The following is a 12,087-nucleotide window of genomic DNA, read 5'->3' on the forward strand; positions in this document are numbered from 1 at the left end:
TCTTATATCAGATTATAAATATTCTTTAGATAATTCAAGAACTTCTTCTGCAGTTGAACATGTTGTTAAAGCACGTTGTGCATATTCTTGCATCTTAGACGTATCTAAAGTTTTCATCAAACTTCGAGTACGTAGTACTGATGTAGCTGACATTGAAAATTCATCCAAGCCCATACCAACTAATAATGGTACAGCTTGTTGATCACCAGCCATTTCACCACACATACCAGCCCATTTACCTTCAGCGTGTGCTGCTTTGATAACATTGTTAATCAAACGGAGGATTGATGGGTTGTATGGTTGGTAAAGGTATGAAACTTGCTCGTTCATACGGTCAGCAGCCATTGTATATTGAATAAGGTCATTTGTTCCAATTGAGAAGAAATCAACTTCCTTTGCAAATTGGTCTGCAAGCATTGCTGCTGCAGGAATCTCAATCATAATACCAACTTGGATATCATCTGAAACTGCGATACCTTCAGCAACAAGTTTTGCTTTTTCTTCATCAAATACTGCTTTTGCAGCTCTAAATTCTTTAAGTAAAGCAACCATTGGGAACATGATACGAAGTTGTCCATGTACAGAGGCACGTAATAATGCACGCATCTGAGTACGGAACATACCATCTCCAGTTTCTGAGATAGAAATACGTAATGCACGGAAACCTAAGAATGGATTCATTTCTTTTGGAAGGTCAAAATAAGGAAGCTCTTTATCTCCACCAATATCCATTGTCCGAACTACAACTGGTTTACCATTCATTCCTTCAAGAACTGCTTTATATGCTTCATATTGCTCATCTTCAGTTGGGAAATCTTGTGAGTCCATGTATAAGAACTCAGTACGGTAAAGTCCTACTGCTTCAGCGCCATTTTCATTGACACCTTCAACATCTTTAGGAGTACCAATATTTGCAGCTAATTCGAAATGTTTGCCATCAGCAGTTACTGTTTCAGCATCTTTAAGTAATGCCCATTCAGCTTTTTGTTTAGCATATGCTTCGCCAGCTGTTTTGAATGCAGTAATTTCTTCTTCGCTAGGGTTGATAATAACTTCACCAGTAATACCATTAACAGCAATCATATCGCCATCGCTGACACGTTTAGTGATATCGTTAGTTCCTAGTACGGCAGCAATTTCAAGTGTACGAGCCATAATAGCTGAGTGACTTGTACGTCCACCAATATTAGTTACAAATGCTTTAACATATTTTTTATCCAATTGTGCAGTATCAGAAGGAGTTAAATCATGAGCAATCACGATAGATTCTTCATCGATAGTAGCAGGATTAGGTAATTTAACACCAAGCAAATGTGCTAAAACACGTTTTGCAACGTCACGGATATCTGCAGCACGTTCTTGCATGTATGGATTATCTTCCATACCTTCAAAAATAGTGATGAACATATCTGTAACTTCTTTAAGACCAGTTTCAGCATTAGTTTGTTTTGCACGAATTGTTTCTTTGATTTGGCTAATCATTTCTGGATCAGCTAATACCATCAAGTGAGCGTCAAATACTGAAGCTGCTTCTTCGCCTAAGCTCTCTACTGCTTTTTCGCGGATAACAGAAAGCTCGTCTTGTGAAGCTTGTAATGCTACATCAAGGCGAGCTTCTTCTGCGTTTGTATCTTCGACTGTAACAGTCTCAAATGACAAATCCGGTTGAACTAGTAGATATGCTTTAGCAACAGCAACACCATCAGAGGCTGCGATTCCTCTAAGCATTTCTGTCATAATATTATGCCAATCCTTCTTTTGTCATTGTTTCTTCGATTGCTGCGATTGCATCTTCAGCATCAGCACCTTCAGCTGAAATTGTAACGTCAGCACCTTGACCAACACCAAGGCTCATAACGCCCATGATTGATTTAAGGTTAACTGCTTTACCTTTGTAGTCTAAAGTAATATCTGAAGCAAATTTGCTTGCAGTTTGTACTAATAAAGTAGCTGGACGTGCGTGAATTCCTGTTTCTGCAACAATGTGAAAATCTTTTGAAGCCATAGTATGGTTCTCCTTTAATAGTTGTGTATTTTTGAGCTATCAGATGATAACCCTTACAATAACAGATTATAGCATATTGTGTTTTAATTTTCAAGATTAAATCTCTACTCTAGGAAAAAAGCTATGCTATTTTCTCCCAAATTTTCAATCTTTCATAAATTATATTTCATTCTCATATTTCCCATAGTGTTCCTATTAATGAGGGTTTTAATAATATCTCGATTTACAATAATGTAGAAAAAATGTTATCAACTTCTTATAAATATTTTCTATATTGATATTATGTCAGCCCACCATTTAATTAATCAAATTATCCCCTTTTTTTTCAATTTAAAAGATATTGGCAAATCCTTATTTGACAGGGTTCACACAATATATAGTTGTTAGAATTAAAACCAACCCCAAAATATTGTGTTTTTTTCAGAGAAAAATCTTGCTTTTTATTTCTAAATTTTATATGCTATTAGTATTGAAATTCTCAGTTGAGAAAAAATTGAAGGAGAAGATACATGATTACTGTTTATTCAAAAAACAACTGCATGCAATGTAAAATGACCAAAAAATTTCTTGATCAAAATGGAGCAAGCTACAAAGAGATTAACATTGATGAACAGCCAGAACAAGTCGAGTATGTAAAAAGTTTAGGATTTGCCTCTGCACCTGTTATTGAAAGTGGCGATATTGTCTTTTCTGGATTCCAACCAGCTAAATTAAAAGAACTAATAAAGTAATTAAGGAAATAATAAATGAGTTTAAAAGATATTGGCGAAATTTCTTATTTTCGTCTTAACAATGAAATAAACCGTCCAGTCGATGGTAAAATCCCATTACATAAAGATAAAGAAGCATTACAAGCTTTTTTTGAAGAAAATGTAATCCCTAACACAAAGCCTTTCGCTTCAATTACAAAAAAAATTGAGTACCTTTTAAAACATGATTACATTGAATCAGAGTTTATCTCAAAATACTCAAAAGAATTTATTGAAGAGTTAGCTAGTATTATCAAAAATGAAAACTTCCAGTTTAATTCCTTTATGGCTGCTTATAAGTTTTATCAGCAATATGCTTTAAAGACTAACGATGGTGAGTATTACTTAGAAAGTCTTGAAGACCGTGTCATGTTTAATGCTCTTTATTTTGCTGATGGTAATGAAGAATTAGCAAAATCAATCGCAATTGAAATGATTAATCAACGTTATCAACCAGCTACTCCTTCATTTTTAAATGCTGGACGTAGTCGACGTGGTGAATTAGTTTCTTGTTTCCTTATTCAAGTTACTGATGATATGAACTCAATTGGTCGCTCAATCAACTCAGCCCTCCAATTATCAAGAATTGGTGGTGGTGTTGGTATCACACTTTCTAACTTGCGTGAAGCTGGTGCACCTATTAAAGGATATGCTGGAGCAGCCTCAGGTGTTGTTCCCGTTATGAAATTATTCGAAGATAGTTTCTCTTATTCTAATCAATTAGGTCAACGTCAAGGTGCTGGTGTTGTCTACTTAGACGTTTTCCATCCAGACATCATTGCCTTTTTATCAACTAAAAAAGAAAATGCTGACGAAAAGGTTCGTGTTAAAACCTTATCACTTGGATTAACTGTTCCAGATAAATTTTATGAATTAGCTCGTAATAATGATGATATGTATCTCTTTAGTCCATATAGTGTGGAAAAAGAATATGGTATTCCTTATAATTACATTGATATTACTGCAATGTATGATGAGTTAGTTGCTAATCCTAAAATTACAAAAACTAAAATTAAAGCTCGTGATTTAGAGACTGAAATTTCTAAACTACAACAAGAATCAGGCTACCCATATATCATTAATATTGATACAGCAAATAAAGCAAATCCAGTTGATGGTAAAGTTATCATGAGTAACTTGTGTTCTGAAATTCTTCAGATTCAAAAACCTAGTGTCATTAATGACGCACAGGAATTTGTTGAAATGGGAACTGATATTTCATGTAATCTTGGATCAACTAATATTTTAAATATGATGACATCTCCTGATTTTGGAGCTTCAATTAAAGCCATGACACGTGCACTAACATTTGTTACGGATTCTTCACAAATTGAAGCTGTGCCAACAATTAAAAATGGTAACCAACAAGCACATACCTTTGGTTTAGGTGCAATGGGACTTCATTCTTATTTGGCTCAACATCATATTGAATATGGTAGCCCTGAATCAGTTGAATTCACTGATATTTACTTTATGTTAATGAATTACTGGACCTTGGTTGAATCGAACAATATTGCTCGTGAAAGACAAACCACATTTACAGGCTTTGAGAATTCAAAATACGCTGATGGTAGTTACTTTGATAAATACGTGACTGGTAAATTTGTTCCTCAGACTGAATTTGTTAAGGATCTTTTCAAGGATCATTTTATTCCTCAGGCATCAGACTGGGAGACTTTACGTCAGGCTGTTCAAAAAGATGGTCTCTACCACCAAAACCGCCTTGCTGTCGCTCCTAATGGGTCAATATCATATATCAATGATTGCTCCGCTTCTATTCATCCAATTACACAAAGAATTGAAGAACGTCAAGAGAAGAAAATTGGTAAAATCTATTACCCTGCAAATGGACTTTCAACTGATACAATTCCCTACTACACATCTGCTTATGATATGGATATGCGTAAGGTTATTGATGTATATGCTGCTGCGACGCAACACGTTGACCAAGGTTTGTCACTAACATTATTCTTACGAAGTGAATTACCTAAAGAACTTTATGAATGGAAATCTGAAAGCAAGCAAACAACGCGTGACCTTTCAATTCTCCGAAATTACGCCTTTAACAAAGGCATTAAATCCATTTACTATATTCGTACATTTACTGACGATGGTGAAGAAGTTGGCGCAAATCAATGTGAATCATGCGTGATTTAATTGGTATAGAAGCAATAGATGCTTAAGTATCTATTACCTCTACGGCAGTCTGTTTTTGTTGGTAATTTATTTATTCTCAACTGTACTAAAATACTTATAGAAACATATTTGTACCAGTAGGACTTTGGTCGGTTCTACTGGTTTATCTCGTTATTATTAACGCACTTTACTACTCTTTAGGAGATCATTTTTCTATGACAACATATTATGAAGCAATTAACTGGAATGAAATCGAAGACGTGATTGACAAGTCTACATGGGAGAAATTAACTGAACAATTTTGGTTAGATACTCGTATTCCTTTATCAAATGACTTAGATGACTGGCGTAAATTGCCTGCCAAAGAAAAAGACCTTGTCGGAAAAGTCTTTGGTGGCCTAACTCTTCTAGATACCATGCAATCTGAAACTGGTGTTGAAGCAATTCGTGCTGATGTTCGTACGCCTCATGAAGAAGCTGTATTGAACAATATCCAATTTATGGAATCAGTTCATGCAAAATCTTACTCCTCTATTTTTTCAACTTTAAATACTAAAAAAGAAATTGAAGAAATTTTTGACTGGACTAATAGCAATGAATTCTTACAGAACAAAGCTAAAATCATCAATGACATCTATGAAAACGGCGATGCCTTACAAAAGAAAGTTGCCTCAACTTATCTAGAAACATTTCTTTTTTACTCAGGTTTCTTTACACCTCTGTATTACCTAGGAAATAACAAACTAGCTAATGTGGCTGAAATCATCAAATTAATCATCCGTGATGAGTCTGTTCACGGAACTTACATTGGTTACAAATTCCAACTTGGATTCAATGAATTATCTGAAGAAAAACAAGAGGATTTTAAAGAATGGATGTATGATTTACTTTATCAATTGTATGAAAATGAAGAAAATTATACAAAATCACTTTATGATCAAGTAGGGTGGACTGAGGAAGTTATGACATTCCTTCGCTATAATGCCAATAAAGCTTTGATGAACCTAGGTCAAGATCCTTTATTCCCTGATACAGCAAATGATGTCAATCCAATTGTTATGAACGGAATTTCTACCGGAACCTCAAATCATGACTTTTTCTCACAGGTAGGTAATGGATACTTACTCGGATCTGTTGAAGCTATGACGGAATCAGATTATGATTTCGGAAAAGAAGCTTAATCTTTATTAAATAGTTTCCAATTAATTAATAAACCTCAAGTAGATTAACTACTTGAGGTTTTTATTTATTTCTTTTTGAAATTGATTGATTCTTTAGAATCTTTCAGCACTAATTTTTTGTCTTTTAATTCATAAGATAAGTTCTTGTTGATATCATTTTTTGAAATTCCAGGGACATCCTTATTGACACTAGTTACTTTAACAGTGTGCATCAATTGGTTAACATCACCTGAGAAGACTTTAAATGAGATTTGTCCAGTTGCTTTGTCATATTCGCCGTTAGATTGGATAGCAGATTTTTGAAACTCTTTATCTAGCTCATCTTCAAGTTCTTGGGTTTTTGGTCGAGCAGATTCAAATGCTTTTCTTGTTTCATCATCTAAATCATCTAAACTAACATTGTTATCAGAGAAGCTTTTCTTCAATGTTTCATCAAATTTCTTAACAATAGCATTTACTAGATATTTTTTATCAAAAGTCGATTTTACAACTACTTCTGCTTTTCCATCTTCAACAGTCATGACAACTTTAGGTACCTTGACCATCTTTTTAGGTTCAATACCTATTTCTTTATCATAGGAGCCTAAAGATTTATAAAATTCTTTGTAATATTGGTCACCAAGTTCTGTCGCCGTCCATTTGCCTTCAATACTACCTGTTTGAAAACGATAAAAGGCAAAGATTCCTACAATTGCTAAAATAGCAACTAATGCTAAAAGTAATTTCCCGAAAATTGATTTCTTTTTTTTCATAATAACTCTCCTGTTTCATTTAGCATTATAACATTTAGAATTTTATAATGCAATTTTCATCTGACTTTAGGAATATGGAGATATTTTGAATAAATAAAATTTTATACTTTTCTAAATCCTTTCTATGCATCTCCCCTTTTGATATAATAGGTCTATGTCAAAAAAAATTAAAGAATTTACAAAATGGACTGTTTTATTAGTACTGACCGGAATAAGTGCGGCTATTGCTGCCAGTTTAATGATCTTTCTCATTGAACTTATTCAAGGATTGAGCTTTGGAATTACGCATGGAAGTTTTGATGACCAAATCTCTTATGTCAATCCAATCCGACGGTTTTTTTCAGTCTGCTTGTCTGGGCTCCTGGCAGCATTTGGTTGGCACTATTTAAGTAAATACTTAAACCCAAGTCCGACAATTACAGAAATAGTTCATAAAGATAAGGAACCAAAACCCAGCGCCAACTTTCTCCATGGTCTGCTTCAGATGGCGACCGTTTCTATGGGGTCACCTTTAGGTCGAGAAGGTGCTTCCAGAGAAGCTGCTGTGGCGATAACTGGAAGTTGGTTACCCTTTATTAAGCTGGATAAAAATAAAAGCATCCTACTCTTAGCCTGTGCTTCTGGAGCGGCCTTGGGTGCTGTCTATAATGCTCCCTTAGCGACCCTCATTTTTATCATGGAAAATGTCCTCCTATCATGGTCTTGGAAAAATGCTTATGCTGCCAGTGTAACATCTTTTATTGCAGTTGGTTTTGTAAACTTAGTATTTGGTAGCGAGATTCAGTATAAAATTCAGCAGTTAGAATGGAACACTGACCTCTTTATATGGTCCCTAATCTCAGGCTGTCTTCTAGCCATCATCATCTACACCTACAAAAGTTTACTTGAAAGTTCACCTAAAAAAGATCCCAAATCTATAAATTATTTGATTTTTGTCCCACTGTCCTTCATCCTTGTAGCTATCTTAAGTCTTTATTTTCCTGAAATTTTAGGCAATGGCAAAGCAGGTTTGATTTACTATTTCAACCAACCCTTTTCAGCCACATATGCTTTTCCACTCTTTTTGGCAAAAGCCTTAGCAGTTTATATTACCTTTTATGCCGGAGCTTATGGTGGTAGAATTGCACCTTCCATGATGATGGGCGGCGCTTTGGGACTATTTACAGCCCAATTATCAAATATGATTCTCCATAGTCATATACCCATCCAATTTGCAATCTTAATTGGTGCAGCCTTATTTTTAGCTATAATCAATAATATTCCAATTGCAGCAGTCCTTTTCTTACTTGAAATTACTGGACAGCCACTAATCAATGGAATTCCAGTAGCTATGGCAATGGCCTCAGCATATCTTACAATATATTTCTTAAAAAAATTTGCCCAAAAAAAAAGTAGAAAAGTTTAACTTTTCTACTTTTTTTCTTATAACTGATTTGGAACTTCGTTTAGAAGATCATTGATTTTACTTGCATCAGAGCCACCAGCCATAGCCATATCTGGTTTACCACCACCTCGACCTGAAACAATTGGAGCTAAAGCTTTGATCACATTACCTGCATGAAGTTCTTTTGATTTACTTGCAACTAAGACATTAACTTTTTCACCAATTGCTGCAACCAAGATTAGGATATCAGAGTAATCTTTTTGTTTCCAATTGTCAGCAAAAGTACGGAGAGCACCTGCATCAGAAACTGAAACTTGTGTTGCAATATAAGTATGTCCATTAACTTCTTTAACATCTTTAAAGACATCGCCAGCTTGAGCGGCTGCTGCTTTTTCTTTCAATTCAGCAACTTCTTTTTGCAATTCACGTACTTGTTCATTCAAACTTGCAACTTTTGTAGGGACTTGTTCAATTTGAGGAGCTTTAATAGTACTTGCAATTTCTTTCAAAGCATCTTCTTCTTTACGATAAGCCTCAAATGCTTGCTTACTTGTTACTGCTAGGATACGACGAGTTCCTGAACCAATTCCTTCTTCTTTAACAATCTTGAACAGACCAATTTCAGAAGTGTTTGAAACGTGTGTTCCACCACAAAGTTCAACAGAATAATCGCCAATAACAACGACACGAACTAACTTCCCATATTTTTCACCAAAGAGCGCCATAGCACCCATTGATTTAGCAGTTTCAACATCAGATTCAATCGTTTGAACTTTAATAGCATTCCAAATTTGTTGGTTAACTTCTTCTTCAATACGACGTAACTCTTCAGCAGTAACTGCCTCAAAATGAGTGAAGTCAAAACGAAGGAATTCTTCTTCATTTAATGAACCTGCTTGAGTAGCATGTTTGCCAATAATATTATGCAAAGCAGCATGAAGCAAGTGAGTTGCAGTATGGTTTTTCTCTACTGCAAAGCGACGTTTGTGGTCCACTTTGAGCATATATTTTGTGCCAACTGATAAGTTTGCTAAAACCTCAACTGTATGAAGTGCTTGACCATTTGGTGCTTTTTGTACATCAATCACATTAGCAATAACTTCACCATTATCATTTAAAATAACACCATGGTCAGCAACTTGTCCACCCATTTCAGCGTAGAATGGTGTTTGGTCAAATACTAATAAGGCTTGTCCTTCTGATACGGCTTCACTACGTTCATTATCCACAACAATTACTGATAACTGACCTTCTAATTTTTCTCTATCATAGTTAAATTCAGATAACTCAGTGATATTTGCAAGAGTTTCATTTTGCATACCCATTGAACCACCTTTAACCACAGCAGCACGCGCTCGGTCTTGTTGTTCTTTCATAGCAGCTTTGAAGCCATCATGATCAATCTTATAACCGGCATCTTCTGCCATTTCCTCAGTCAATTCTACCGGGAAACCATAAGTGTCGTAAAGTTTAAAGATATCTTTACCTTCAAGTGTATCTTTACCCTCCTCTTTTAACTGTGCTAACAATTGATCCAAATGACCAGAACCAGCATCGATGGTACGAGCAAATGTTTCTTCTTCACGTTTAACGATTTTTTCAATGAAATCTTTTTTCTCTAAAATTTCAGGGTAGTAAGATTCCATGATTTGACCAACAACCATTACTAATTTGTAAAGGAAAGTTTGGTTAATGCCTAGACGACGACCATGCATAACCGCACGACGAAGCAAGCGACGTAATACATATCCGCGACCTTCGTTACCAGGAAGTGCCCCATCACCAATTGCGAAAGATAGAGCACGAATATGGTCAGCAATAACTTTAAAGCTCATATTGTCACCATCTTGATCATAAGTTTTACCAGAAAGTGTTTCAACTTCACGAATGATTGGCATAAACAAATCTGTTTCAAAGTTAGTTTTAGCACCTTGCATAACAGCTACTAAACGTTCTAGACCAGCACCCGTATCAATGTTTTTGTTAGGTAATTCTTTATATTCAGAACGAGGAACTTCAGGATCAGCATTAAATTGTGACAAAACAATGTTCCAAATCTCAATGTAACGATCATTTTCTAAGTCTTCTTCTAAAAGACGAATACCAATATTTTCGGGATCGAAGGATTCACCGCGGTCAAAGAAAATCTCTGTATCAGGCCCTGAAGGACCCGCACCAATTTCCCAGAAGTTTTCTTCCAAAGGAATTAAGTGACTTGGCTCAACGCCAAGAGCAATCCAACGGTTGTAAGAATCAGTATCAGCTGGATAATAAGTCATGTATAGTTTTTCTTTAGGGAAATCAAACCATTCTGGACTTGTTAACAACTCAAATCCCCATTCAATAGCTTCATCACGGAAATAATCACCAATTGAAAAGTTACCAAGCATTTCAAACATGGTATGGTGACGAGCAGTCTTGCCAACATTTTCAATATCGTTAGTACGGATTGATTTTTGTGCATTTGTAATACGTGGATTTTCTGGAGTGACAGACCCATCAAAATATTTCTTTAAAGTTGCAACCCCTGAGTTAATCCACAATAGTGTTGGATCATTTACAGGAACAAGATTTGCAGATGGTTCCACTGAGTGACCTTTTGATTTCCAAAAGTCTAACCACATCTGGCGAATTTCAGCTGATGTTAATTTTTTCATAAGTTTACCTTCTTTACATTTTTAAAAACAAAACAAGCCCATTGGACAGAGGGCGAAAACCGCGGTACCACCTCTATTCAATGAGCTTGTCATTATCTTTAGTTATTATTCAATTTGATAGTTAAGTAGCAAATTTATCAGATTGTCCATGACTTGCATCACCCGTCACTTTTCTGGTTCAAATCTTAATAGATTATTCTTAACTTACTAATTATACTGTCTTTTTCAGCAAAGGTCAAACAAAAGCTGATTATTTATCAACTGATGTTTTCAATGCACTATTAGCAGATTGTTTATCAGAAGCAAATTGAGATAAGATATTTGAGAATGCTTTATCTTTAATTTTAACATTTGCTCTATCTAACTCTTTTGCGATAACTTTGTTTTGGAAAGCAGTATCATTGTTTTTTTCATCCAAAATAATTTCTTTTAGACGAGTTTTATATTCTTTCCAATCAGCTTTCTTATCTTCTTTCTTAGCCATGTTAACAATGTAATATTTCTTCTGATAAGTAGAAGGGTCCATTACTGAAATTAACTCTGATTTTTCACCAGCTTTTAATTTGCTAGCTTCTTTAATAACATCACTTGGCAAGCTTTTGTCAGACGAATCAAAGGTATAATCTACTTTTTTCTTTTCATTAACAGTATTCTTTTTAGCAATATCTTCGAAATTAGCACCTTCTGCTTTTGTTTCTTCTAATACTTTTTTAGCTTTTTCTTCATCATCTAAAGTAATGACTTGAGTAGTCATCTTAGGTGTGTAGTTATCATAGGCTTTTTTGTAATTAGCATCTGTTAATTCTTTTTCAGCTTCTTGCTTAACTGCATATGTGACTAGCATGGTTGTACGAATTTGTTTTTTATATGTTTCAGTTGTCATACCAGCTTGTGAAAGTGCTTCAGAGAAGGATGCCCCATATTGTTCAGCAGTTTTATTGTATGACTTTTCTACTTCTTTATCAGATACTTTTTTACCATATTGGCCTTCAAAAACACGCGATAAAATTAAACTGAGCATTGATTGTTGTGCAGCTTGTGTTGTCTTTGCTTCATTATAAAAGTCAGTTACAGTGATTGTATCACCCTTCATTGAAACCAGTTTAGTATTGTCATTTGTTGAATTACATGCTGCTAATGTCATTACTGATGCAAGTGTAATAAAACCAGTAATTAACTTATTAGATTTTTTCATTAAATTATTAGCTCCTTTTTTATCTTTA

Annotated in this window: 9 protein-coding genes; 4 read left to right on the forward strand and 5 right to left on the reverse strand. The window is 34.9% G+C overall.

Features of this window, described 5'->3' with window-relative positions:
- Positions 1 to 12 precede the first annotated feature (12 nt).
- Together ptsP and MKY69_RS07050 are read right to left on the reverse strand one after the other, a co-directional pair.
- Positions 13 to 1,737: a phosphoenolpyruvate--protein phosphotransferase gene (gene ptsP, locus MKY69_RS07045; RefSeq protein WP_340791235.1), complete on the reverse strand. Its 1,725-nt coding sequence runs from the start codon at positions 1,735 to 1,737 to the stop codon at positions 13 to 15.
- A 4-nt stretch (positions 1,738 to 1,741) separates the two neighbouring features.
- Positions 1,742 to 2,005, reverse strand: a complete 264-nt coding sequence (locus MKY69_RS07050) for a phosphocarrier protein HPr (RefSeq protein WP_002984031.1) — start codon at positions 2,003 to 2,005, stop codon at positions 1,742 to 1,744.
- Between the two features lie 509 nt (positions 2,006 to 2,514).
- Between MKY69_RS07050 and nrdH the strand changes: the two genes are divergently transcribed.
- The 3 genes from nrdH to nrdF all read left to right on the forward strand — a co-directional run bounded on the left by nrdH (position 2,515) and on the right by nrdF (position 6,071).
- A complete protein-coding gene (gene nrdH / locus MKY69_RS07055) occupies positions 2,515 to 2,736 on the forward strand; it encodes a glutaredoxin-like protein NrdH (RefSeq protein ID WP_003104527.1) in 222 nt (73 codons plus the stop codon).
- Between the two features lie 15 nt (positions 2,737 to 2,751).
- Entirely contained in the window at positions 2,752 to 4,911 is a 2,160-nt protein-coding gene (gene nrdE / locus MKY69_RS07060; RefSeq protein ID WP_045407064.1) for a class 1b ribonucleoside-diphosphate reductase subunit alpha, read from the forward strand.
- 194 nt (positions 4,912 to 5,105) lie between these two features.
- Complete coding sequence (gene nrdF / locus MKY69_RS07065) at positions 5,106 to 6,071, forward strand: class 1b ribonucleoside-diphosphate reductase subunit beta (RefSeq protein ID WP_003105294.1); 966 nt, start codon at positions 5,106 to 5,108, stop codon at positions 6,069 to 6,071.
- Positions 6,072 to 6,136: 65 nt separating this feature from the next.
- Here the strand turns inward: nrdF and MKY69_RS07070 are convergent, their stop codons facing one another.
- On the reverse strand, positions 6,137 to 6,823 hold the full coding sequence (locus MKY69_RS07070) for a hypothetical protein (protein WP_340791236.1): 687 nt from the start codon (positions 6,821 to 6,823) through the stop codon (positions 6,137 to 6,139).
- A 154-nt stretch (positions 6,824 to 6,977) separates the two neighbouring features.
- On the opposite strand from MKY69_RS07070, the gene MKY69_RS07075 reads away from it, so the two are divergent.
- Entirely contained in the window at positions 6,978 to 8,228 is a 1,251-nt protein-coding gene (locus MKY69_RS07075) for a chloride channel protein (RefSeq protein ID WP_100084078.1), read from the forward strand.
- A gap of 17 nt (positions 8,229 to 8,245) precedes the next feature.
- On the opposite strand, the gene alaS is transcribed toward MKY69_RS07075, so the two are convergent.
- Positions 8,246 to 10,864 carry an alanine--tRNA ligase gene (gene alaS / locus MKY69_RS07080; protein ID WP_003103535.1) on the reverse strand — a complete coding sequence of 873 codons (2,619 nt, stop codon included), beginning with the start codon at positions 10,862 to 10,864 and terminating at the stop codon, positions 8,246 to 8,248.
- A gap of 250 nt (positions 10,865 to 11,114) precedes the next feature.
- Positions 11,115 to 12,059, reverse strand: a complete 945-nt coding sequence (gene prsA / locus MKY69_RS07085) for a peptidylprolyl isomerase PrsA (RefSeq protein ID WP_062806562.1) — start codon at positions 12,057 to 12,059, stop codon at positions 11,115 to 11,117.
- Positions 12,060 to 12,087: the final 28 nt, after the last annotated feature.

The organism is Streptococcus sp. FSL R7-0212 (assembly GCF_038007985.1).
Classification (GTDB): Bacteria; Bacillota; Bacilli; order Lactobacillales; family Streptococcaceae; genus Streptococcus; species Streptococcus parauberis.

Coding starts and splice junctions, on each gene's coding strand:
- prsA (WP_062806562.1), bottom strand. CDS start 12,059: ATGAAAAAATCTAATAAGTTAATTACTGGTTTTATTACACTTGCATCA.
- nrdF (WP_003105294.1), top strand. CDS start 5,106: ATGACAACATATTATGAAGCAATTAACTGGAATGAAATCGAAGACGTG.
- alaS (WP_003103535.1), bottom strand. CDS start 10,864: ATGAAAAAATTAACATCAGCTGAAATTCGCCAGATGTGGTTAGACTTT.
- nrdE (WP_045407064.1), top strand. CDS start 2,752: ATGAGTTTAAAAGATATTGGCGAAATTTCTTATTTTCGTCTTAACAAT.
- MKY69_RS07070 (WP_340791236.1), bottom strand. CDS start 6,823: ATGAAAAAAAAGAAATCAATTTTCGGGAAATTACTTTTAGCATTAGTT.
- nrdH (WP_003104527.1), top strand. CDS start 2,515: ATGATTACTGTTTATTCAAAAAACAACTGCATGCAATGTAAAATGACC.
- MKY69_RS07075 (WP_100084078.1), top strand. CDS start 6,978: ATGTCAAAAAAAATTAAAGAATTTACAAAATGGACTGTTTTATTAGTA.
- ptsP (WP_340791235.1), bottom strand. CDS start 1,737: ATGACAGAAATGCTTAGAGGAATCGCAGCCTCTGATGGTGTTGCTGTT.
- MKY69_RS07050 (WP_002984031.1), bottom strand. CDS start 2,005: ATGGCTTCAAAAGATTTTCACATTGTTGCAGAAACAGGAATTCACGCA.